At 63.5% G+C, this 23917-nt stretch carries 21 protein-coding genes and 1 pseudogene; 11 read left to right on the top strand and 11 right to left on the bottom strand.

Annotation, left to right across the window (positions count from 1 at the left end):
- Positions 1-199 precede the first annotated feature (199 nt).
- From AC5RWU_RS19705 to AC5RWU_RS19665, 9 genes and pseudogenes are all read right to left on the bottom strand, one after another.
- A complete protein-coding gene (locus tag AC5RWU_RS19705; RefSeq protein WP_494032644.1) occupies positions 200-760 on the bottom strand; it encodes a tyrosine-type recombinase/integrase in 561 nt (186 codons plus the stop codon).
- Between the two features lie 153 nt (positions 761-913).
- Positions 914-1279, bottom strand: a pseudogene (locus AC5RWU_RS19700) (IS3 family transposase); the annotation flags it as partial.
- A 224-nt stretch (positions 1280-1503) separates the two neighbouring features.
- Entirely contained in the window at positions 1504-1971 is a 468-nt protein-coding gene (locus AC5RWU_RS19695; RefSeq protein WP_494032645.1) for an FAS1-like dehydratase domain-containing protein, read from the bottom strand.
- Positions 1964-2386, bottom strand: coding sequence for a Zn-ribbon domain-containing OB-fold protein (locus tag AC5RWU_RS19690; RefSeq protein WP_494032646.1), 423 nt, complete (start codon positions 2384-2386; stop codon positions 1964-1966). The genes AC5RWU_RS19695 and AC5RWU_RS19690 overlap by 8 nt, the downstream gene beginning before the upstream one ends.
- Positions 2383-3543: a thiolase C-terminal domain-containing protein gene (locus tag AC5RWU_RS19685; RefSeq protein WP_494032647.1), complete on the bottom strand. Its 1161-nt coding sequence runs from the start codon at positions 3541-3543 to the stop codon at positions 2383-2385. The genes AC5RWU_RS19690 and AC5RWU_RS19685 overlap by 4 nt, the downstream gene beginning before the upstream one ends.
- A 14-nt stretch (positions 3544-3557) precedes the next feature.
- Positions 3558-3998, bottom strand: coding sequence for a MaoC family dehydratase (locus tag AC5RWU_RS19680; protein WP_494032648.1), 441 nt, complete (start codon positions 3996-3998; stop codon positions 3558-3560).
- Positions 3999-4008: 10 nt separating this feature from the next.
- Complete coding sequence (locus AC5RWU_RS19675) at positions 4009-5451, bottom strand: aldehyde dehydrogenase family protein (protein ID WP_494032649.1); 1443 nt, start codon at positions 5449-5451, stop codon at positions 4009-4011.
- Between the two features lie 30 nt (positions 5452-5481).
- Complete coding sequence (locus tag AC5RWU_RS19670) at positions 5482-6246, bottom strand: SDR family NAD(P)-dependent oxidoreductase (protein WP_494032664.1); 765 nt, start codon at positions 6244-6246, stop codon at positions 5482-5484.
- A 54-nt stretch (positions 6247-6300) separates the two neighbouring features.
- Positions 6301-6984 carry a TetR/AcrR family transcriptional regulator gene (locus AC5RWU_RS19665; RefSeq protein WP_494032650.1) on the bottom strand — a complete coding sequence of 228 codons (684 nt, stop codon included), beginning with the start codon at positions 6982-6984 and terminating at the stop codon, positions 6301-6303.
- A 157-nt stretch (positions 6985-7141) separates the two neighbouring features.
- Between AC5RWU_RS19665 and AC5RWU_RS19660 the strand changes: the two genes are divergently transcribed.
- The 8 genes from AC5RWU_RS19660 (at position 7142) to AC5RWU_RS19625 (ending at position 17375) form a co-directional block, all read left to right on the top strand.
- On the top strand, positions 7142-9481 hold the full coding sequence (locus tag AC5RWU_RS19660) for a CaiB/BaiF CoA-transferase family protein (protein WP_494032651.1): 2340 nt from the start codon (positions 7142-7144) through the stop codon (positions 9479-9481).
- Between the two features lie 242 nt (positions 9482-9723).
- Complete coding sequence (locus tag AC5RWU_RS19655; RefSeq protein WP_494032652.1) at positions 9724-10869, top strand: serine hydrolase domain-containing protein; 1146 nt, start codon at positions 9724-9726, stop codon at positions 10867-10869.
- A gap of 30 nt (positions 10870-10899) precedes the next feature.
- Positions 10900-11940 carry an NAD(P)-dependent alcohol dehydrogenase gene (locus tag AC5RWU_RS19650; protein WP_494032653.1) on the top strand — a complete coding sequence of 347 codons (1041 nt, stop codon included), beginning with the start codon at positions 10900-10902 and terminating at the stop codon, positions 11938-11940.
- A 741-nt stretch (positions 11941-12681) separates the two neighbouring features.
- Positions 12682-14301, top strand: coding sequence for a flavin-containing monooxygenase (locus tag AC5RWU_RS19645; protein ID WP_494032654.1), 1620 nt, complete (start codon positions 12682-12684; stop codon positions 14299-14301).
- 56 nt (positions 14302-14357) lie between these two features.
- Entirely contained in the window at positions 14358-15056 is a 699-nt protein-coding gene (locus AC5RWU_RS19640) for an acetoacetate decarboxylase family protein (protein WP_494032655.1), read from the top strand.
- The gene (locus AC5RWU_RS19635; RefSeq protein ID WP_494032656.1) at positions 15050-15706 is read left to right on the top strand and encodes a nitroreductase family protein; all 657 of its coding nucleotides are present in this window, start codon (positions 15050-15052) and stop codon (positions 15704-15706) included. The genes AC5RWU_RS19640 and AC5RWU_RS19635 overlap by 7 nt, the downstream gene beginning before the upstream one ends.
- A gap of 22 nt (positions 15707-15728) precedes the next feature.
- A complete protein-coding gene (locus tag AC5RWU_RS19630) occupies positions 15729-16460 on the top strand; it encodes a nitroreductase (RefSeq protein WP_494037158.1) in 732 nt (243 codons plus the stop codon).
- Positions 16461-16619: 159 nt separating this feature from the next.
- A complete protein-coding gene (locus AC5RWU_RS19625) occupies positions 16620-17375 on the top strand; it encodes an SDR family oxidoreductase (protein ID WP_494037157.1) in 756 nt (251 codons plus the stop codon).
- A 49-nt stretch (positions 17376-17424) separates the two neighbouring features.
- On the opposite strand, the gene AC5RWU_RS19620 is transcribed toward AC5RWU_RS19625, so the two are convergent.
- Both AC5RWU_RS19620 and AC5RWU_RS19615 read right to left on the bottom strand, forming a co-directional pair.
- Positions 17425-18060, bottom strand: coding sequence for a TetR/AcrR family transcriptional regulator (locus AC5RWU_RS19620; RefSeq protein ID WP_494032659.1), 636 nt, complete (start codon positions 18058-18060; stop codon positions 17425-17427).
- Positions 18061-18138: 78 nt separating this feature from the next.
- Entirely contained in the window at positions 18139-18966 is an 828-nt protein-coding gene (locus AC5RWU_RS19615) for an enoyl-CoA hydratase/isomerase family protein (RefSeq protein ID WP_494032660.1), read from the bottom strand.
- Positions 18967-19817: 851 nt separating this feature from the next.
- Here AC5RWU_RS19615 and AC5RWU_RS19610 point away from each other — a divergent pair.
- The 3 genes from AC5RWU_RS19610 to AC5RWU_RS19600 form a co-directional block, all read left to right on the top strand.
- Positions 19818-21077: a CaiB/BaiF CoA transferase family protein gene (locus AC5RWU_RS19610; RefSeq protein WP_494032662.1), complete on the top strand. Its 1260-nt coding sequence runs from the start codon at positions 19818-19820 to the stop codon at positions 21075-21077.
- Positions 21074-22798 (top strand): long-chain-fatty-acid--CoA ligase, encoded by a 1725-nt coding sequence (locus tag AC5RWU_RS19605; protein ID WP_494037156.1) that lies wholly within the window; start codon positions 21074-21076, stop codon positions 22796-22798. The genes AC5RWU_RS19610 and AC5RWU_RS19605 overlap by 4 nt, the downstream gene beginning before the upstream one ends.
- Positions 22799-22800: 2 nt before the next feature.
- The coding region (locus AC5RWU_RS19600; RefSeq protein ID WP_494032665.1) for a thiolase family protein at positions 22801-23917 on the top strand (1117 nt) is incomplete at its 3' end.

Raw genomic sequence — 23917 nt, 5'->3', positions numbered from 1 at the left:
ACGGAGAACGGAATCCTGGAACAGGACCGGGCAGCGCGGGCCGCACCGGCCGCCATGACCAGTACGTCCCAGAGGCGCCCCTGCTCGTCCTGCCAGGAGCTGTTCCCGGCATTCCAGGCCACAGCCTCAGCCCAGGCCGCAGACGTCATCGCAGCCTCCCGGCTGAAACCGATCGCCCGGGCGGGGCTGGTGATGTCGATCAGGACGCCGTCCGCGCGCCGTGACCGGTCTTACGGGCACGCACCCGCACGGTGGCGTTGCGCCAGTCGATGTCCTCCAGCCGCAACTGCACGACTTCACTGGCTCGCAGCCCCAGCCGCGCTATGCATAAGATGATCGCCCGGTCCCGCAGCCCACGAGGTGAGGCCGAGTCCAGTGAGGAGATCAGCTGCTCGAAGCCTCCCGGATCCAGATGCCGAACAAGACCGCTCCGGCGATGCGGCACCATCGGGACCGCGTCCTCCAACCGGTCTCCATGCAGCCCCTTCGCGCGGAGGAAACGGAAGAATGACCGCACTGACGTCGCCGCCAATTCCACCGTCCTCGGCTGGTAGGGGCGTGTCAGGCCACCGATGAACTCGATCACCTCGCGCGCGTGGACGTCCCCGAAATCCACCGAACCGTCGGCGGACACGGTCTCCAGGAACCCGTGCACATACCTGATGTAGTTGCGGCGCGTCCCCGAACACACACCGCGGGTGCGGTGCAGGTGCTCGTCGAAGGTCGTGAGCACTTCCTCCAGCATCAATCGGTCACTCATTAGGATGCTCCTTGTCTTCCGAAACGATCGGATACAAGAAGCATCGTGATTATGTGCAGCAACGGCGACGGTCAGCGGGCATCATGCCCAGCCAGTGAAGGCCCGACCACGCGTTCACCCGACCAAACTGCACATAACCGCGAACTGAGCCGAATGGGTGATGTCCCCGACGAACTTGATCCCCGGGTGGTCGGCGGTGAAGTCGCGGCGCACCAGATCTGGGATCGTCGCGGCGGCCTCCGCGTCGGCCTCGGTGGTGGTGCGGAAGGGCCGGGGCTGGCACGGCACCAGGTTCTCGGCGCGCATGATCCGGCGTACCAGTTCCGGGGAGCATTCGGTGCCTTCGGCGGCCAGGTCGGCGTGGATTCGCCGGTAGCCGTAGGTTCCGTCCGAGGCGGCAAAGAAGTGCTTTACCCGCTCCGTGAGTTCGGCCCGGCGGGCGGCGGTGGCCGAGAGGGGACGGGACCGCCAGTGGTAGAACCCGGACCGGGACACCTCGAGCCAGCAGCACATCTCGACCGGACACTGGCTGGTCTGCGCACTTATCTCCACGTGTAGCGCGCGATCAGAGCTCATCGCGGACCACTTGTTGGGAGGCCTGTGAGTTCCGAGGCTGACCTGCGCGGCGTCGTAACGTCCACGTAGGGAGTTCCTGCATCTACTGCAGCTCCCGTGGGTTTAAAGTCGATAACAACCTACGTTGTGACATCTGGACTACGAACGGTACGGGGCGGAGACAGGCGTCACCGCGCGATGCGCGAGTAGTGCTCCTGTACTACGAGCTCGCCGTCGCGTGCGTAGTCGCGCCGGAACGTATAAATCTCCAAGGGTCCAGACCTGCCAGTCTTACGCTTCACATCGAGCAAGACCTGGGTGACGGTGATGATGTCGCCCGCCACGATCTGCCCAAACCAACGAACCGTCGTCTCACCCGCGACGATCTTCCGCACGGCGAGTGGGTCGTCTATTGGGAGCCCCCCGTCGCTGAGCTCAGCTCGCGTATGGATCCGCCCCATCGTCAGGCCCAGCGCCGTGAAGAAATACGGCGGTGCGACGAGGTCGGTGAAACCGGCTCGTTGCGCCGCTAGCACGTCATGATGCTTGGGGGAGGAGATCCCGGCGGCCGCGGCGAACCGCATGATCGCCTCCCGCGTTACGGCGATCGTCGCCACTTGAGGGGGGAACGGCATTGTTCCGACGTCGTCACTCATCGATCCTCCAAACCAGCAGCTGCAGCCCGTCTCGGTGCTCGCGTTCGCCGCGCATTCGCATTCCGACGCGGAGGGTGGGAGCTGCGTTCGTCTGGGCGAGCCGTCCCAGCAGACGGACTTGATCTGTCGTGTCCAGCTCGACGATGACGACCGTGTACGGCACGAGAGAGGAGAACTCCGGAGACGGCGCCCGATGGGTAGTGGTCCACGAGTAGAGCTCTCCGATCGGCTCGACAGGTTCAGGCTCGAAGATGTCCTCGCCGCACGTCGAGCACGACGGGCGCGGCGGCCACTGCAGCGAGCCGCAGGCGATGCAGCGCGGCACGAGCAGGTCAGAACGGGTGTCGCCCTGCAGATATGGCACCATCTCGGGTGCGATCAGTTGCGCGCGGTTCAGCATCTCTTCGGTGTTCATCGCATGCTCCTTCCGCCGAGCAGCGCCATGGAACCGTCTCCCCAGTCGCCCCAGCCGGTCACGGCCGCAATCCTAGCGTCGTCGACCTGGCGTCCCGTGGCTTCGCCGCGTAGCTGACGAACGGCTTCGGCGACATGCGAAAGTCCGAGTAGGTGGCCCTCGGAGAGCAGACCACCGTGTGTGTTGGTGGGGAGTGAGCCCCCGAGCCGTAGTGCCCCGGAGGCAACGAAGCTGTCGACCTCGCCCCGTGGGCAGAAGCCGGCCTCTTCCAACTGATGCAGCACCTCGAAGGTAAAGCAGTCGTAGATCATCGCGGTGTCGACGTCGTGTGGCCCGAGGCTCGCCTGCTCGTACACGGCCGGCGCGGCGGTCGTCAGACCGATCCGGAACCAGTCTTCGCGATTGGTGAGGTCGTCTGCGCTCTCCGGCCGGGCGGCGCTGAACGCCAGAAGCGGGATGTCGCGTGCGCCCACGTCAAGGACGTCCCGATCTCGGCACGTCATCACCACGGCCACGGCACCGTCTGTCTCCAGGCAGCAGTCGAAAAGCCGGTACGGTTCGGTGAACATAGGCGAGGCATCGTAGTCCTCACGCGTCATCGTGCGTCCGAACATCATGGCGGCCGGATTGAGCTGGGCATGGGCCCGCATCGTCAGAGCGACCTCGGCGAGTGCATCGGGACTCGTGTCGTACTCGGCCATGTGGCGCTGCGCGATCATCGCGTACCACTGTGCTGGTGACGACCATCCGTAGGGGCGCTCGAGAAATTCACGGAACTGCTGACCCGGGAGTGCGGCGACGCGACGACCGATCCTGTTGGCCGAGCGTCCGTTGCGCGCGAACACGACGAGGGTGACGTTGGCGAGTCCTGATCGCAGGATCGTCTCGGCGGTGCCCACCGAATTGAGACCGCCGTTCCCGCCGGGTGGAGGAAGGAGGTCGGCTACGTCGTCGTCCAGCCCCAGTCCGGCGATGACATCCTCGGTGAACAGCGAGCCACCCACGGGGACGACAGCCCCGACATCGCCGGGCGCCAGTTGAGCATCGGCGAGTGCGCTCAGCGCCGCTTCTCGTGCGAGTGCTCCGACGGATCTTCCGCTGGCGCGGGAGAACTCGGTCGCACCGATTCCCGCGACGAATACGGGTGCAGTGCTCATGTAAGAACCCTCCGTCACTTGTCGTCGTTGTTTAGTCTCACGCGAGCGGTGCCGGCGGTCGTCACCGTGCCGTCTTCCTTTGTGAGGGAGAGGTCGAGAACGACCTCGAGGCCGGAACCTGACGGATTAGGTTCAGCTCCGGCGAACACCAGAGAGGCCTGCAGCCGATCATGCGGGTAGGCCGAGCTTTGATGACGCACCGTGCTCGTCGCGAGGTCTGCTCCGTTCTGGGCGGCCCATTCGGCGGCGAGTTGCGTCAGCCAGGTGGCCTGCAACGGTCCATGCACGGGAACCGTCTTCAACCCCTCTGACTGCGCGAATTCCTCGTCGTAGTGGATCCGGTGCGGGAGCGAGCACGCGGCGCTGAACAGGAACAGGTCGATCTCATCGGCCGTATGGTCGCGGGTTGCGACTACGGTGCCGGGAGTCAGTGCGGCGAGGGCGGAGCGGCTCATGTCGCCGCCTTCAGGAGCCACGGTAGGCCGAGATGATCTGCACGTTGGTGTACTCCAGAACGCCATCAAGCCCGTTCTCTCTGCCGACACCGGACTTCTTGTGCCCGCTCAGGGGGAAATCCGGCGTGAGTCGTTGTGTCTCGTTGATCCATACGATGCCCGAGTCGATCCGCTGAGCGATGTCGCTCGCGACCTTGAGGTCGGCAGACCAGACGGATCCGCCCAGGCCGTACGGAGACGCGTTCACACGGTCGACGACCTCGTCCACGTCGGAGAACTTGAGGAACGGGACAATGGGACCGAATGACTCCTCCGCAACGACCTCGGAGTCGTCAGGCGGATTGTCGACGATCGACGGGGCGATGTAGAAGCCTTTCCCCTCGGGAATCTCGCCGCGTAGGAGGAACGAATGGCCCTCCGCCGAGACGCGGTCGATAAGGGCACAGACACGGTCGTATTGGTCGCGGTTCGCCACCGGACCGAGGTCGATGTCGGGGTCGAGGCCGTTTCCGGTGCGCAACTGCCGTGCATACTCCACCACGCGGGCGGCGAAGGTCTCGTAGATGCGTTCGTGGATGTACACGCGCTTGGCAGCGAGGCAGTACTGCGCGTTGTTGGTGAAGCACATCCAGAAGACCTTTTGGGCGGTGCTTTCGATGTCGACGTCAGGCATGACGATCGCGGCGTCGTTGCCGCCGAGTTCCAGCGTGACGCTCGCGAGGGACTCAGCTGCGGAGCGCATGACGGCACTGCCGGTGTTCGTCGAGCCCGTGAAGACGATGCGGTCGATGCGCGGGTCGCTCGTCAGCTGCGGCCCGAGGTCGTGATCGCCGGCGACGACGTTGAGGACACCGCGCGGTAATACCGGCTGGATGAGCTCGGCGATCCGAAGGTTGGTGACCGGCGTATACGGAGACGGCTTCAGCACCACCGTGTTGCCGGTGAGAAGCGCCGGGGCGACCTTCCACATCGCGAGGGTCACGGGGAAGTTCCAGGGCGATAGCGCGGCGACGACACCGAGCGGGACACGGCGTGCGCGGACGACGCGATCGTCGTCCTCCTCGACAACTACATCCCAGGGGACTTCGAATTCGGCCATCTCCTTGAACCACAGGCAGGCACGACCGATCTCTGAACTCGCCTCGCTGAGACGCTTGCCTTGCTCGGAGGTGAGGAGCATCGCGAGCTCCTCCTGATGGTCCTGGATCAGGGTGGAGATCTTCCGTAGTGCGGACCGGCGTTGCTCGACCGGGGTGTCGCGCCACCCCGGGAATGCGGTGCGGGCTGCCTCGATGGCTGCCGATAGCTGTTCGGGTGATCCGCTCGCGGAGTGCGCGAACACGCTCTCGTCAGCGGGATTGAGGATCTCCATCGGCGGGCGGTCGCCGTCGACCAGCTCTCCGTCGATGAGCAGCTTCGGTGCCAGCGGCGCGTCGGTGAAATTCACCATCATGTCTGTTCCTTTGATTCGTTGCCCCAAGGGTCACCGCGGGGCCATGCGAATGGCGCCATCGAGGCGAATGGTCTCGCCGTTCAGCATGGCGTTCTCGATAATGTGCATGACGAGGGCGGCGTACTCATCGGGGCGGCCCAGCCGCGACGGATGGGGTACCTGGTCGCCGAGCCTTGCGCGATACTCCTCCGTCAGATCGTTCATGAGCATCGGCGTCTCGAAGATTCCGGGCGCGATGGTCGCCACACGGATTTGGGAACGCGCGAATTCGCGCGCGAGGGGAAGCGTCAGGCCGGCGACGCCGGCCTTCGAGGCCGCATACGCCGCCTGGCCGATCTGGCCGTCGAATGCCGCGACAGATGCCGTGTTAATGATGACGCCACGCTCTTCGCCGATCGGATCGGCCTCGAGCATAGCCGGCACGGTGAGACGGATCGCGTTGAATGTGCCAATGAGATTGATGCGCACGACGCGTGTGAAGTCGTCCAAGGGGGCGGGCACGCCCTTGCGCAAAACCAGCCCCGGGGTGCCGACCCCCGCACAGTTCACGAGGATGCGCACGGGGCCGCGCTCAGCGGCGTGCTTCACGGCCTCGCTCACCGATCCCTCGTCTGTGACGTCGCCCCGGACGAAGTCCACGCGCCTGCCGAGCTCGTCGACGACGCGATGACCTGCCTCGTCCGACATATCGAGGATCGTGACGTGAGCTCCTGCTTGATGAAGTTGGCGAGTCGTGTTCAGTCCGAGGCCAGACGCGCCCCCGGTCACGATCGCGCTAGATCCTGCAATGTCAATCATCGGAGCCTCTCTGCCTACGCTGCTGTATACAGTCATGCTTGACTGTATATGTCAGACGATAGCCGCAGAGTCTGGGGTGGTCAAGGGGCCGGGGAAGGAGGGCGCGCCGCCCGGTGTAATGCCCAGGAGGCAACGCGCTATGTGCTTCCACTCGTCGACGGCGGGTTCCGTGGCCGGTGGTGCGCCGGTCAACGCGTAGGTCAGGGCTGTGCCGCGCATGCTCGTCAGCAGCAGATTCGCCAGCGCCTGGTAGTTCGGAAGCGCGGACAGCTGCGGGCCAAAGAATGAGCGGACAGTGTCCTGGATCACCTGTCCGAGTGCGCGTTCGCGGGGTAGCAGAACGGCGCGCAGCTGCTCGTCGTGGCGAGCGGCGATCCACAGTTCGGTGGAGGCCCAGAAGTAACTCTGCTGGTGCGTCTCCCACATCGCATCGATAGCAGCGTCAAGGCGATCGGCGGGCCTATCGGGCCAGTTCGATCGTTGTTGCAGGAGGCCCATGCGCGTGGCGGCGAGTTGCTGAACCGCAGCGACGAGCAGCTCGTCCCGAGAGCGGAAGTGGTGGAGGAGCCTCCCGCGGCTCACCCCGGCCGCCTCCTGGATGCGGGTGGTTGTCGCCCCCGCATATCCATCGGTGGTGAGGACGGTGATCGCGGCATTAAGGATCTGCGTCCTGGTCTGCATGCTTCGTTCCTGGACGGCGCGCTGGCGCGGCAGGGGCTGGTCCGCGTCTGCCATTGAAGTGCCTCCTTCTGATCAGTGTCGAGTAAGCATTACGGCGATCGATGTGCGGCGCAGGGGGTCGTTGCGCTCCCTGCCAGATTCTCATACCGTAAACAAAAACAGTCAGACCTGCCTGTTTGGATAATGGCACCACCTCAACGAAGGAGCTGACGTGTCGTCACCTGAGCATCGTCCTCAAACCGCCCCTGGGCCCCTCGCCGGGCTGCGCGTGCTCGACCTGGTGGATGGCCCGCTAGAGCTCGCGTCTCGTCTTCTTGCCGACCTCGGCGCCGACGTGGTCACGCCGGACGCCGCAAGCGTCGACTCCACGCGTCGTAGGAACAAGCGGATCGCAAGGGACGATTACATCATGGATCTTGCGTCGACGGCGGACGTCATCATCATCGACTGTGAGACTGAAGGCAGACACAACCTCGACGAGCGACGGTTGCGACAGGATTCCCCGGGACTGCTCTGGGTCACTGTGAGTGAATTTGGCAAACGCGGAGATCGATCGGCTTGGGCGGCCTCACCTGGCGTGCACATGGCTCTTTCGGGTGCTCTTGCGCGTTCAGGTTTGCCGGAACGGGGTACGCCTCTGATGCCTCCAACCTTCATCGTCGATATCACCGCCGCGGTCCACTGTGTCTGGACCATCATGCTGGGTATCGTGGCCGCCGCACGAAGTGGGCGCGGGCAGCGCATCGATTTCTCGGTTGCCGATGCGATGATCCACGCGCTCGATCCTGCGTTCGGGATCAAGGGCAGCGTGCTCGGCGCTCAGAATCTGAGCGCCACGATCGGCCGCCCTGATGCGGCAGGGCTCTACCCGGTCTTCGCGGCCGAAAACGGGTGGGTACGCCTGTGCATGCTGAGCCCGCGCCAATGGAAGGGCATGTTCAGATGGCTGGGCGAGCCCGCCGAGTTCGCCGACGAGCGCTTTGATCGAGGTGAGGAGCGGCTCGCGGCTGCCCCGACACTCTACCCGTTGATCGCGGCGCACCTCGCAGGGATGTCGCAAGCCGACGCCATCCGGGAGGGGCAGGCGCGGGGCATTCCGATCGCGGGCGTCAAATCTTTCCGGAGTGCCATTGCCTCGGCCGCGATGCACGAGTCAGGTGCGATCGTTGATGTCGAGCAACCGGACGGCACGGTGCGACCCGAGGTGCAGAGTCTGTTCGTCATAGACGGGCGTCGGGTACCTACCGACCGAGCGACTCCCGGGAACACCTGGCGTTCAGGAGGGAGGTTTTTCGACCATCTCTCGCCGTGGGACAACGCGGAGATGCCCCTCGAAGGGATCCGCGTGCTGGATCTGGGAGTCATCGTGGCAGGCGCAGAGGCGTCACGTCTCTTGGCGGACTACGGGGCTGATGTCATCAAGGTCGAGAGCCGGGAGCACCTCGATGGATCGCGGCTCGCGACGCTCGCGACGGGGATGTCAGAGAGCTTCGCTCGGGGCCACCGCAACAAGCGCAGTTTTGGCGTGGATCTGCGGCAGGCTGAAGGGAAGGAAGTCTTCCGTCGACTGGTTGCACGATCGGACGTGGTGCTGAGCAATTTCAAGCCCGGCACCCTCGAGTCTTTAGGAATCGATTTCGCCTCTCTCTCACGCGTGAATCCCTCGATCGTCACGGTTGAAGCGAGTGCATTCGGCGAATCCAAGGCATTCCAAGGCTACTTTGGATACGGTCCGCTGGTTCGCGCGATGTCCGGCCTGACACACCAGTGGAGATATCCCGACGCCGCCGACAGCTTCGGTGATGGGCTCACCGTATTCCCCGACCACCTTGCGGGTAGGATCAGCGCGATCCTCGCAGTGGCCATGGTGCTGCGTGAGCGAGTTCTCGGCATTGGCGGAGATGCCAAGGCCGCACAGATCGACATCATTCTGAACGCAGCCGCGCAGGTGAAGGATATGGGGGACACGCGCGTTCCCCGGGACGCCCCGCAGGGAGTTTTTGCCGCTCAAGGGAAGCCCGCAGAAGATCAATGGATCTATCTAGAGGTTGATGGGGACGATTCGTTCCATGCGCTGTGTCGTGTGATGGGGCGGCCAGATCTGCTCGAGGACGCGCGCTTCGTAACGCCCTCGGATCGAATAGCGCACACGGAGGAACTGGAACAGGAAATCTGCGCGTGGGCCTCCGGCGTCGCACCGGAGACCGCGGCGACGCAGCTGCAGCAGGCCGGCGTACGAGCGTCGCCTGTCGTCCACGAGGTCACCCTGCCGGGTGACGGGGACCTCGCTGACCGATCTGCGTTCGCGATGCTGATGCAGCCCCAGTATCCGCAGGGACTGCGAGTCCACGCGGTGGAGGCAGGCTTCTCGTCGTTGCCGAAACCGCTCATGCGGCCCGCGCCGCTGCTCGCTGAGCACACGCGGCAAATCGCCGGCGGGCTCCTGGGTCTGGATGCACGCAAGGTGGCGCGGCTCGTCGAAGATGGAACCCTGTTCGTCCATGATCCTGCACCATCGGTGCGGGCGAAGGCATTGGAGGCCCGCCATTGACATAGCGATCGCTAAGTAGCACACTCGGTGGTGACTTCGATCTCACGTAGACCAGTAGCCCAGAGTCGTATCCACCTCCGGTTCCGACGGGGAGGCCGCGGTGAAAAGAGGTCGCGAATGCGATCGCGCTCCTGGCCGGTGACGAGTTCGGCTACATCACGTCGGGACAAGCACGTAAACAAATACAGCAGCAGCAGCCCGCGCCGATCGTGCGGCTGCCGGAATCAAGGAGATTGATAGATATGGTTGAGATCCACGGCACCTGCGACCCGAAGTTCGAGGCCGTTAAGGAAGCATTCCAGTCCAACTTCGACAAGGGGCTGGAGATTGGCGCCTCTGTGGCGGTCGCAGTGGAGGGCGAGATCCTCGTTGACCTCTGGGGGGGTACTGCTGACGAATCCACGGGTCGCCCGTGGGAAAAAGATACGATCACCAACGTCTGGTCGACCACCAAGACGATGTCCTTGCTGGCTGCCCTTCTGCTTGTGGATCGCGGCGAGTTGGAGCTCAACGCACCTGTGGCGCGTTACTGGCCCGAGTTCGCCGCTGCGGGCAAGGAAGGCGTTCTCGTCCGTCACGTCCTGAGCCACACCTCCGGCCTCTCAGGGTGGGATGAGCCGCTCGCGCCGGAGGACTTCGGTGATTTTGAAAAGCTGACCTCGCTCCTTGCGGCACAGGCTCCGTGGTGGACCCCCGGCGATGGCTCCGGGTACCACGGTTACTCGCACGGCCCACTGATCGGCGAACTCGTGCGTCGGATCACAGGGCAGACGCTCCCGGACTTCTTCCGCACCGAACTGGCCGAGCCACTCGGCGCCGATTTCCAGATCGTCCCCGCTGAGAAGGACTTTGACCGGATCAGCCCCGTCGTGGGACCGCCACCCATCGCCACGCACGACTTCAGCGACCCGACGACCATCACGTCGCGCAGTCTGACGAACCCTCCCATCTCTAGCGGAGAAGTGGCAAACACCGATTGGTGGCGACACGCCGAGATCGGAGCTGCCGGGGGGCACGGCAACGCTCGTTCGGTGGCGATGGTGCAGCGCGTGCTCTCGAACGGCGGGGAGGTCGGCGGACGCCGCTTCCTGTCTCGCGAGACCTGCGAAGCCGTATTCGAGGTGCAGGCAGACGGCATCGACAGGGTGACCGGCGCCGACATTACGTGGGGCCTGGGATTCGCGCTGCGGTCGAAGGGCCTTCCGCTGCCGGTCAACGAGCGGACCTACTACTGGGGCGGCTGGGGCGGTTCGTTCGTGACGAACGACCTCGGATCCGGCATGACCGTCGCCTACGTGATGAACAACATGCAGAACACCATCGTCGGCGACGAACGAGGGGTCGCCCTCTACGAGGCCGCCGCCCGTTCGCTCGCCACCGTTGCGTAAGGGTGTGGACGTGACGGGAAGAGAAGCCTGATGCGTGCCCTCCGCTTCGCGGGGCTCGGCGAGGAGCCTCAGGTCATGCACGCTGAAATGCCAACTCCTGGGCAAGGCGAAATCCTGCTGCGCGTGAAGGCAGCCGGGGTCTGCCACTCAGACGAGTGGGTGATGAATCAGACGCCGGAGGCATGGGCGTCTACCGGTGCTTCCCTGCCAATGACTCTCGGGCATGAAGCCGCGGGTGAAGTCGTCGCCGTGGGGGCGGGCGTAGAACGCGTGACCATCGGCGACGACGTCGCGGTGTACGGACCATGGGGCTGTGGCCGCTGCCGGAACTGCAGTTCGGGAGCCGAGAACTACTGCCGACAAGCCGGCGGGCCCACACCCCCCGGCATCAAGACGGACGGGGCGATGGCGGAGTACCTCCTGGTGCCCGCGGAACGCTACCTCGTGCCCCTGGGTGGCCTCGACCCGGTCGAGGCTGTGGCGCTCACGGATGCCGGTCTGACGTCATATCACGCGGTGATGGAATGCCGTCCGCAGCTCCGACCGGGCGCGCGCGCCCTCGTACTGGGAGTAGGTGGGTTGGGTCACCTGGCGATTCAGGTGTTGTTGGCGGTGGCCCCCGGCGTGACCGTGATCGCCGTGGATGTGCGGGAGGACAAGCTCGAGCTGGCCAGGGACGTTGGCGCGCACCATGCCTTCCTAGCCGACTCCGATGCCGAGCGGCGCATCCGCGAACTCACAGACGGTGAGGGAGTTGACGTAGTTCTCGACATGGTGCGGGTGCAGGCGACGGTCGACCTCGGGCGGAGCGTGGTCGCACGTGCAGGGGTTATCTCGTTGGTGGGTGCCGGCCCCGGTGTCCTCCGTGTCGCTGTCGGCGAGCTGCCGATGGGTGTTTCTGTGCTGAGGCCATTCTGGGGAACACTCCCGGAGCTGTGGGAGGTCCTTGCGCTTGCCGCGAGTGGTCGAATCCGCACGGAGATCGAGACTCACACGCTTGACGAGGGCCCCAACGTGTATAGGCGCCTGAGATCGGGCGCGATTCGCGGCCGCGCCGTGCTCATTCCCTGATTCATGATGTGATTCTCGAAAGCCGGGGCAATTCGTATCGATCGCAGCGCAGCGGCGAAAAGATTCGCTGCGTGGCGCTTCATGTCACTACTGCCACGAAATCCCGGTCGTGCCTCATGCGGCTTCCCCGGCGTCCCGGCCAGCTGGCGGTGGCGGATCTTGAGGCCGGCGGGGCTCGGCAGTTATCAGACGCAGTCGACCTCGCCTTCAATCTCCAAGATCTGGGTCTCCTCAGGGGCCAGGGTGATAAGCCGCTGTTGGAGTGAGTCGATGCTCGGCGATGTCCGCCGAGGCCAGGGCGTCCCTGCAGGCGGCCAGTTCTGCCATTAGGCCACGGCTGGAGGTCCCGGCGGAGAGCAGCAGATTAGATAGGCTGCGGCTTTTCCCGGCCATAGTCGCGGCTTCAGCGGGTCACGTACACGACTGTGTACTGGATTTCGCGTTTACGTTCTTCGAGTTCTGGCCGTCGGCCCGTGAGTTTTCCTTTGTGACCTCGAAGCGCGTAACCAGCGACTCTGCTCGCGTGGCAGTGGCCTCCCCACGCGGATCTCAACTCTAGGAGCCTGCGGGACACCTGCCACACGTGCCGACCTGACTATATAGAGAAGCGCGTGAATTACGTCACCGTCTTGACCTAGCGCTAGATAAGTCCTACTGTCACTTATGAATCCATCTGCTGGGACGGCGTCGCCGTCCTTACCTGGTAATGCTCATCTGCTATCCGATCGAGAGAAGATCCTCGTGTCACACCCACAAACTTCGGCCTTCACCTCCCGCCACGACGCTGTCGTCGTCGGCCTAGGAGTCACCGGCATCTATCAAGCGAAGAAGCTCATAGATTTAGGCCTCGACGTCAAAATCATCGAGGCAGGCTCCGGCGTCGGCGGCACCTGGTATTGGAACCGCTACCCCGGGGCGCGTTTCGACTCCGAGAGCTACGTCTACGGGTACTTCTCTGACAAGGAACTGCTCGACGAGTGGGACTGGTCGGAGGAGTACGCCGGTCAGCCCGAGATTGAGCGCTACCTCAACCACGTCGTCGATCGCTGGGATTTACGCAAGCACGCTCAGTTCAACACTCGCGTCGAGGGCGCGACCTATGACGAGTCAGCGGCCGAATGGGAGATTCGCCTGTCGACCGGCGCCTCGATTCGGTCCAAGTACTTCGTCCCATGCACCGGTCTACTCTCGATCCCGTACACGCCGGCATACGAAAACCTCAACTCATTCACCGGGGAGATATACCACACGGCACAATGGCCCAAGGCGCCGGTCGACTTTGCCGGCAAGAAGGTGGCCGTATTCGGCACAGGATCCAGCGGGGTGCAGATCATCCCGATCGTCGCCGAGGTCGCCCAATCTCTCACCGTGTTCCAACGGACGCCGAACTGGTGCACGCCGTTGAATAATAAGCCGATCTCCGAAGAATACATGGCAGAGATCAGGGCGAACTACGACTTAATCTACGACAGGACCACGAAGGACTACATGGGCATGGCCCATGACGGCGAGACGCGCACCTTCGCCGACGCGACGGCCCAGGAACGGGCCCAGAAGTACGAAGAGCTGTATCGCAAGGGTGGCCTGCAGAAGGTGTCCGACAACTTCGCGGACAACGCGATCGACATGGCGACGAATCAGGCGTGGTGCGACTTCCTTGCGGCGAAGATCCGTCAGAGGGTCAAGGACCCTGTGCTCGCCGAGAAGCTCATCCCCAAGGATCACGGGTTCGGTGCCAAGCGGCCGCCGATGGAGACGAATTACTTCGAGGCCTACAACCAGGACAACGTGGAGCTCGTCGAACTTCCTGAGACGCCGGTGACAACCTTCACCCCCACGGGTGTCGAGACGACCGAGAAGAGCTTCGATTTCGACATCATCGTGCTGGCGACCGGGTTCGACGCGGTAACGGGTGCGATGATGCAGATGGACATCCGGGGAGTCGATGGAGTCGCATTGAAAGACGTCTGGGAGGACGGCCCCGTCACGCTCTACGGAGCGGGTGTGCCGGGATTTCCCAACCTCTTTATTCTGGGAGGGCCGCACGTCGGCGCGGGGAACGTTCCGCGGGCCACGGAGCACCAGGTCAACTTCGTCACCGCGATCATTGAGCAGGCTGAGAAGGTCGGGAGCGCTAAGGTCGAGATCAAGGACGAGGCGGCTGCCGCATTCGTCGAGCACGTCCAGGAGTCCGTCGCCGCGATGTCGCCGATATACAACTACACCAAGAACTGGTATACGGGTGGGAACATCCCCGGAAAGAAGGTGATCTTCACCCAGTACGCGCCCGGCGTGCCCGAGTATCGCCGCCGCATGCTCCAGGAAGCTGACGCCGGTTTCCCCAGCGTCGCCTTCGCCTGAGCGCGGATCCCTGCGCCCGGCCACAGATGTACCTGTCGAGGACAAACAAGGAAAATATGAACGGTTTGATTGGCATTACCTATGGTGAGCCTCCGTATTACTACGACAAGGGCGAGGAAGTTACCGTGGTGTTCCGCACCGACCGGGACATCTTGGCGCCGCTTCTGCCTCCCGTTCTCGAGCTGCCAGAGGGCCCCGGATTGGGAGTGCTGCGCGTCGTGCATCATGTGCGCAGCAGTTTCGGCCCCTACATTGGGGTGTACCTCGCCGCCAGAGCACTGCTGAACGGAGAGCTCGTTCAGCACTGCCTGACGGGCATGAAAACGAACTTCGCCGGCGCCGTAGCTGGGCGCGAGGTCTGGGGCATGCCGTTGCAAGTGGGTGACGCAACGATGGAGTGGAAGGACGACCTCCTCATGCTGTCTGCCGGGCGCCGTGGAGTCGAGTTCGTCCGCATGTCACTCAGGCTGGAGACTCGCTCCGACCCCCCCAAGGTCAAACCAACGCTTACTTATGCGTCACCTCGGCCGACCATCGACGACGGCGATACCGGGAGTGTGCTGCGCAACGCGCGCGGAGTGGTGGAGGATCCCGGCGCGGTTCGGCATTGGACTGCGTCGTCCACGCTCCAGCTCCTAGCTGGCGATCCCGGTGATGACTGGTCTATCCTCCCCGTGCGCGAGATTCTCGAGACACATGTGAGCACAGGAGGGCACAGCTCGCTCCACCGTGGGGAGGTGCTCGCCGAATGGTGACAAATATGCCGTCGGTGGACTTGTTCGAGGCTCTCGAGTCTCTGCGCTCGGTGCGGAAGCTGTCGGCGCAGCCGGTACCCCGTGAGACCCTCGAGCGTCTGGTGCATTACGCGACCCGGGCCCCCAGCGCGGGCAATGGGCAACCGTGGGAGTTCGTCGTCGTGACGCGACCGGACCTGACTGCTCAGATCGGTGCGCTTTACCGCGAGGCCAGCGAGAGCTTGTTTGAGGCCACCGCCAATGCTTCGGGAACGAGCGAGTCAAAGAAGAAGATCTATCGGGACGCCGCCGAACTCTCGCGCTCGATGGCACAGGTTCCGGTGATCATCGTCGCGTTGCACAACGGTCCACCGGCCGCCGGAACCCATACCAACCCGGTGCGTTACGGGTCGATCTTTCCCGCTGTACAGAATCTTCTGCTGGCAGCGCATGGCCTGGGGCTGGGGGCGCTCCTCACGACCGTCCACGCCGGAAGAATTGATCGTGAGATCCAGGAGATCCTGGGGATCCCGGAACCGGCTGAGATCGTGGGGCTCATCCCCGTTGGCTATCCGGAGTCGGCGCCCGAGCCGACACCGCGCAAAGCGGTAGCGGAGGTGACCCATTGGGACACCTACCGATCTGGGCCCCTGGAGAAGATGTCGAGCTAGTGACATCCGCAAGAGGAGGACGATGACCATGACCCCCCATACCGGCACTTCGGCGTCTACGGAGACCCTGCGAGAGGCAGATCCCGGCGTGGCAACGACTCTCGATGCTTTGCTCGTTGAACGCAGGAGCTGTCGGGCGTTCCTCCCCGAACGGCTCGAACCCGATGTCGTCACGGAGATCCTCACCGCGGCCGCGCACACCCCATCGTGGTGCAACACACAGCCATGGCACCTTGATCTGCTGTCGGGCGACACACTCGAACGGGTGCGTGAGAGGCTTTCAGCAGATGCGGAGATTGACGAGCCACGTCCTGATATCCCCTTCCCTGCATCATACGAAGGCGTCTATCGAGACCGCCGTCGGAAGTCCGGCTGGGCGCTATACGAGTCCGTGGGTGTGGCGCGCGGGGACCGAGAGGCGTCTCGCGAGCAAGCGAGGCAGAATTTTGAGTTCTTCGGCGCACCACACGTGGTCATCATGTCGGCGCCGGTGCATCTCGGCGTCTATGCGGCCATCGATTGCGGGCTCTTTGCCCAGAGCTTCATGCTCTCGGCGCAGGCCCGCGGGGTGGGAACGATCGCGCAGGCTTCGATCGCCGCGGAGGCCCCCCTTCTCCGTGAGGAGTTGGCAATTCCCCAGGATCGGATGATCTTGTTCGCGATCGCTTTCGGGCGTCCCGATATCGCGCATCCTGCGAACGGGTTCCGGACCGAAAGAGAGGCATTGAGCAGGATGGTGACTTTTCGCGATTAGCGCGGGCTTCAACCCCATCAACAGAGGCGTGAACTTGAGAGTCACGTCTAGGCTTCGACCTCTTACGAATACCTCTGGCCGCGCGAGCGGCATAAACCTCACTCACCTCAACCTCCAATAGTCCGGTGCATGGGCAGGAACCTGGGGGAACTAGCGGAAATGGAGAAGACAATGGGGCGTCTTAATGGAAAAGTCGCGTTAATTAGTGGTGGTGCGCGAGGCATGGGCGCTGCGCATGCTCAGCGCCTCGTCGAGGAAGGGGCAGAGGTCGTGATCGGCGATGTGCTCGACGAAGACGGCGAAGCTACGGCCGCGCGACTGGGAAAGTCCGCTCGTTTCACGCATCTGGATGTCACGAACCCCACGGGCTGGGAAGCGGCAGTTGCGACGGCCGTCTCGGAATTCGGTGGTCTCGACATCCTGGTCAACAATGCCGGCATCATGAACTTCGCCCCGATCGACAAGTATTCGCTTGACCAGTGGAACTCAGTGATCGCGATCAACCTCACGGGAACCTTCCTCGGGATCAAGGCAGCAATCCCTGCACTCAAGGAATCCGGCAGAGGGTCGATCATTAATGTGTCCTCGACTGCCGGTCTCAAGGGGGTCGCTTCGTTCCCGGGATACACGGCGGCGAAGTTCGGGATGCGTGGCCTCACCAAGGAGGCAGCATTGGATCTCGGGCGATACGGAATTCGTGTGAACTCAGTCCACCCCGGTAACATTCGAACCCCGATGACCGAAGGTAACGAGATCGACCAGAGTGCGGTTGCGATCGCACGCCTGGGCGAGCCGCTCGAAGTGGCGAACCTTGTCCTGTTTCTCGCCAGCGATGAATCGAGCTTCTCGACGGGAGCCGAGTTCATCGCCGACGGTGGCGAGACCGCGGGAATCGTACCTGCCAATCCGCTTTAGCGGCCCTTCGGATCCAGGGCGCCGAAGGGAACTCTTGCGCGGCGGGTCGCTATGCGTTCGCTACCAGGCGCACAGCAGCCTGCCGGTAGCGCTCGGCGATTTCCATTGCTGAGAGGGGGCCGCGTGGAGAGTACCAGTCGAGGATTCCATTCGTCATTCCGAGGAGCTGACGTGCCGTAAATCGCGTGTCGACGGTATCGAAGATTCCGTCGGAGACCCCCGCGGCGAGAAGCTTCTCAAGCGTGTTCTCGACGTTGGCGCGCCTGGCGAGATACTGCGCGCGCAATTCCGGCCCAAGAAATCGCGACTCGGCGTGCAGCGATGCTAGGTCCCGCCGATTCGTGTTATGCAGCGCGAGAACCGTGATGTAGTTCTCGAACCCCACCCGCGGATCGTCTCCGGCATCCTCGAGGCACATCTCGCTTTGTGCCTGAAAGTCATCCAAGGCGATTTCGAGCAGGGCGAAGAGGATGCCTTCCTTGTTTCCGTAGTGGTAGTAAAGCGCGGGCATGGTGAGGCCGGCACCAGTGGCGATAGACCTCACTGTCGTGCCGTGGTAGCCGTGTTGCTGAAACTCAGCCAGGGCCGCCGTCAGGATGGCGGGGAGTTTGGGGCTGGGATACGAACGCCAGTCGGCTGCGTGAGGCACGTCCGGCGCATCCGTGTTTGTGCCAGTCTCGACCATTTCGTGTCTCCATCTGCATGTCCGGGGCTTGTCTTAGCGCTGGTCTTACGCTATCAGGAGACTGTTGAGCAATATGCCCTATCGCCACTGAGGGGCGCGCTTCTCGGCGAACGCCGCCATGCCCTCAATGCCTTCGTCGCTGGGGAAGACGGCCGCCGTCGTCTCCTCGTTTGCGTCCCATGCACTCTCGCGCGTCCAATCTTCGTTCCAGACGGACCCGTCCGTCGCCGCGCGATAGGCGGTCTTCTTCGTCAAGCGCACGGCATTCGGTCCGTTCGCCGCAATGCGTTGCGCGATGCTTAGTGCCTCGTCGAGCACGTCCTCGGCTTCGACGGCGCGGTTGATGAGGCCCCACGACAGCGCTGTGCTCGCATCGATGGGCTCGGCCGTGAGGAGCATTTCCAGCGACCGGCGCAGCCCCACGAATTCATGGAGACGAACAGCGCCGCCTGCCGCGGCGTAGAGGCCCCAGCTCGTCTCTGGAAAGGCAAATAGTGCCTGTTTCGACGCGACGATGAGGTCGCAGGCAAGAGCGATCTCGAGACCGCCGCCCATCGCGTGTCCGTTGACGGCAGCGATGGTTGGCTTGTTGCACCACTGGCGAACCATTCCGCCAAAGTGCCACTCGGGGTATTCGGGGGAGTGGACGCTGCTGGCGCTCAGTCCGCGCGCGAGTTCCTTCAGATCTGCGCCCGCGCAGAAGGAACTGCCGGCTCCGGTGAGAACCACGACACGAACGCTGTCGTCCGCGTTCGCTGCGGCGAACGCTGCGCCAAGAGCCGAAGACACTTCGGAATTAACTGCGTTGTGTGCCTCCGGCCGGTTGATGCGCAGTACGGCGATGTGACCGATTGTCTCGTTGAGGACGACGGGCTCCACGGTCCGCGTAGTCGGTGCGGTAGTCATAAGCTCACCTTCTTGTTTAGGTAGCGATCACTATATACGAATGGCCGGTCGACGCAAAGAGGATATGCAGCTGAGACCCCCACTATGCGCCGGGTGTGATGTCGAGGGTGAGAGTGATGTGCCGATCGGCAATATCGTTGGGCGAGGGACTGCCCATACGGGCGGCACTAGTTCACCGCACAGGAATAGATGCCAAGCTTCGCGCCGCTGGCCCCTTCGCGGTAGCGGAAGTGTGGCCCCGGCGTCGCTGCATCCTGGTGGGATGTGTTTGACCACGCACTTCACAGGTTCTGGACTTCCGCGGCCGCAGCGCCTTCGACCCCGGGCGCGCCTACGCCGCCCAGGGTGATCAGGAAAGACAAGAGCCGCCGGAAAGCCCGCCGTTGACCAAAAAGTTCCAGCATCCGTTAACTCTGCTGGAAGAACAGGGGTCGCATACTTTGGCCCAACCCACAGGCGGGCCGCGCCTCGACACGGCCATTGATCACCGGCATTCACATCAGCACCATGAACGACGAAGCGGGATACCCGCCGGCGAACCGATGCGCCGCTTAGCCCCGCCGCGTGACGGGCGCCACCTGCGCGTGGGTAGTCGGAGGCGGGTGCGGGGGGCATGGAAGTACGGGAACCGTGCGAGTGGATGTGGCGTCATAGACATGCAGCGTGAATTCATCGCGGGCCACAGGAGGCGCCAGGTGGTCGTCGGCCGCATCAATAACCTGCAATCTCTTTGTGGCGCTCTCCTAGTCACTGATCATCGGGGTTTGTAGTTAGTGGTTGCGCCTGGGAGTCATCGACCTCTATATTAGCTAGCGTTCAGTAAGTTTCCGATTGAGGTGGGGAGTACGGCGATGGTGACGGAAACTCCAGCATCGACCGATGCGGGTGACGACGATCGGGGGTTTGGTGTGGGTGTGATGACCAGCGGCCCGCTCGCGGGGCTGAACGTGGTCGAACTCGGAGGCATCGGGCCGAGCCCGTTCGGGGGCATGCTGCTGTCTGATCTTGGGGCAAACGTCATCCGCGTGGAACGAGTCACCGACGTGGACGTGCGTGACATTAATGTCGAGGCACATGCCGTCCTCACGCGGGGAAGGCGTTCGGTTGCGCTCGACCTGACGACGCCGACTGGTGCCGCGGCGGCGCAGCGCCTCATCGACGGGGCCGATGTACTGCTCGAGGGGTTTCGGCCTGGGGTCCTTGAGCGGCTCGGTTTCGCGCCCGAGACATTGAGCGCGCGCAACCCCAGGCTGGTCATTGGAAGGATGACGGGGTGGGGCCAGGACGGGCCGAGGGCAGCGACCGCAGGCCACGACATCAATTATCTGGCCGTGAGCGGCCTGCTCGCCGCGACCGTTGCGCCAGACGGTACCCCAGTGGCTCCGTTGAACGTTCTGGGCGACTTCGGAGCCGGCGGCCTTCTCCTCGCATTCGGCGTGCTGGCCGCCGTGTACGAGGCGCAGCGTACGGGGCGGGGGCAGGTGGTCGACGCGGCGGTCGTGGATGGGGCGGCACTCTTCACGGGGATGCTGCACGCCATGCGTCATCACGGCATGTGGGACGACGGAAGTCCCGGGGGCAACATTTTCGATGGAGGCGCCCCGTTCTACGGCGTATACCGCACGCGGGACGACGAGTGGATTGCCGTCGGGGCAATTGAGCCGAAGTTTTACGACAGACTGATCGAGACGCTCGGATTGGGGGACGCTCTCCATGGGTTCTCGCAGCACGATCGATCGCACTGGTCGCAGACTCGGGACGTCATCGCGCAAGCGTTCGCCGGTCGCACGCTGGCGAGTTGGGTAGAGGCGTTTGAGGGAGTGGACGCTTGCGTCACGCCCGTGATCCGGTCCGCCGACGTGCATTCGGAGCCGCATCTCGCCTCGCGCGCGGTCTATTCGCAGGTGCACGGAATGACACACCCGGCTCCTGCGCCGCGATTCTCACGGCATGCTGACCTCGCCGCGCCGACCTGTGTCGCACCCGGGAGTGACACCAGGGCAACCCTGCGGAATCTCGGCTTCGATGAAGCGGAGATCGAAGAAATGATTGCACAGCGAGCGGCGCGCCAAGCTGGAGTCGCACATGCGGTGCCGATGACGACATCATGATGAGTAAGAGAGCGGAGACGGCAATCGTGGAGCACGAAGAAACGACTCAGGGAAGCGAGAAGACGATGACGGCGTCGCCGGGCCTAATGATGGACTTTCCTCTGACGACGACCCACTTCCTGTGGCGCATGCGGAACGTGCATCCTGACAGTCGGATCGTCTCGGTCCGCAATGCCGACGGTGGGTCCGACACTCAAACCTTCGCCGAAACGGCGGAGCGTAGTGAGCGTCTGGCGGCGGCGCTCGATCGCCGCGGGATCCGCCGCGGAGACCACATCGCATCGTTCGCGTGGAACAGTGCCGAGCACATGGAGACCTACCTCGGCGTGATGGGCATGGGCGTCGTGCTGCACACGATCAACCTGCGCCTGCACGACGACCACATTGTGTGGACGGTGCGCCACGCGCGGGACCGCGTACTCATTGTCGACGACTCGCTCAGCGCACAGATCTTCCCATTGCTGCCGCTGATGCCGTCGATCGAATTCATCGTAGTCATCGGCGACGGCGACATCCCCACCGCCGACCTGCCCGTAATCCGGTACGCGGACATCATCGCCGAAGACGCTGAAGGGTACGCGTTCCCGGCGCTCGACGAGCGCTGCGGCGCTGCGCTCTGCTACACGTCGGGAACGACAGGGGATCCGAAGGGCGTGCTGTACTCACACCGGTCCATTGTGCTCCATGCGCTCACGATGGCCGGGGGCGACGTAGTAGGCATCCGCGGACACGATGTCGTCCTAGCCACGGTGTCGATGTTCCACGCGGTGGGGTGGGGTCTGCCGTTTATTGCGATCATCACGGGGGCCGATCTCATTATGCCCAGCCGGTATCTGCAACCGCCCAGTCTCGCTCGGATGATTTCGGCGCACGAGGTGACGTGGTCGGCCGGTGTCCCGACCATCTGGATGGACCTGATCCGGTATCTGGACTCGCATCCAGAGAGCGGCAGCGACAACACTCAGGTACTGGCGTCTGTGCGCAAGCTATTTCTCGGCGGCAGCCAGGTGCCGCGCGACCTCGTCGTGCGCATGAGGGACGACTTTGACGTCGATGTCGTTTCCGGGTGGGGGATGACTGAGACGTTCCCCGGTGCGGCCGTCACTTACGTCGATCCACGAGCAAGTCAGGAGGAGCTTCTGGCGAAACGGGTCAAGGGTGGGCGGGTGAGCCCGTTCTACGAGGTTCGGATCGTTGACGAGGACGGGGCGGTGCTTCCCCACGACGGGGAGTCGCGGGGTGAACTCGAGGTTCGCGGACCGATGGTCTCGTCTCACTACTACGGGTTGAGTGACAAGCAGGTGGCGGACAAGTTCCACGACGGTTGGCTGCGCACGGGCGATATCACAACGGTGGATCGTGAGGGTTGGATCACACTGTTGGACAGGTCGAAGGACGTGATCAAGTCCGGCGGCGAATGGATCTCTTCGGTCGATCTTGAGCAAGCCCTCCAGGATCACCCGGATATCCATGAGGTTGCCGTCGTGGCGCGCTCGGACCCGCGCTGGATGGAGAGACCTCACGCCTTCATCGTCGCGTCGGATGGTCTCGATACCGAGGCACTGCGCGAGTTCCTCGCCGATAGAGTGCCGAAGTGGTGGGTGCCGGAGCAATTCGAGCGGATCGAAGAGATTCCGCGGACCACCACTGGAAAGCTCAATAAGAAAGAACTCCGCGCGCGTCTCTCAGGAGAGGCCGCAATCATCGAGGGAGAGAAATGAACGTGCGCGATGCGGTCATCGTCGATGCGGTCCGCACCGCATCCGGCAAGGGAAAACAAGGCGGGGCGCTATCTGGCGTGCATCCCGCCGACATGCTAGCGACCGTCATCTCCGCACTCGTTGAGCGCACTGGAATCGACCCGTCGACCATCGATGACGTCATTGCTGGGTGCGTGAGCCAGATCGGTGACCAGTCCCTAAACATCGCTCGTAGTGCCGCGCTTGCCGCCGGCCTTCCCATACACGTGCCCGGCACGACGGTGGATCGACAGTGTGGGTCCAGCCAACAAGCCGCGCACTTCGCTGCGCAGGGCGTCATGGCTGGTGCCTACGACGTAGCCATCGCGTGTGGCGTCGAGTCAATGAGCAGAATCCCGATGTATTCGAACACGCAGGGCGGTGATCCGCATGGGCCGCTTGCATCGAGGTTTACCAGCCTGCCCCCACAGGGAATTGGCGCCGAGCTCATTGCTTCGCGATGGGGCTTCAGCCGGAATGAACTGGACGCGTTCGCGGCCCGCTCTCACGAGCGAGCTGCTCATGCGACGGAGAAGCGGCAGTTCGCTCGTGAGATTGTTCCGGTAGAGACTTCGAACGGAAACGCTCATGTCAGGGACGAAACAGTACGGGCAACGACCACGGTCGATGGACTCGCCGGTCTCCCAGCAGCGTTCAAAAGCGAAAAGTACTCCGCGCGTTACCCGGAAATCGATTGGAGCATCACGGCAGGGAACGCGTCTCCGCTGACTGACGGTGCTTCCGCGGTCCTGATCATGTCGGCAGAGCGCGCTGAGAGCCTTGGGTTACGGGCGCGCGCCCGCTTCCACGCCTTCGCCGTGCGAGGTTCCGATCCGGAGATCATGTTGACCGGACCCATCGAGGCTACTAGGCATGTTCTCGAGCGCACGGGCATGCGGATCAGTGACTTCGATACGTATGAGATCAATGAAGCATTTGCGTCGGTTCCCCTGGCGTGGGCCGCTGAGTTCGATGCCGATCCCGACAAGCTCAATCCGCGCGGGGGGGCGATCGCGCTGGGACACCCACTCGGCGCCTCGGGTACCCGGATTCTGACGACGATGCTGCATCACCTTGAGGACACCGGCGGTCGTTTCGGCC

It is taken from the genome of Arthrobacter sp. B0427-1-12, from assembly GCF_059092905.1.
The sequence above is the reverse complement of the archived record's forward strand: the minus strand, read 5'-3'. Positions and strand labels throughout refer to the sequence as shown.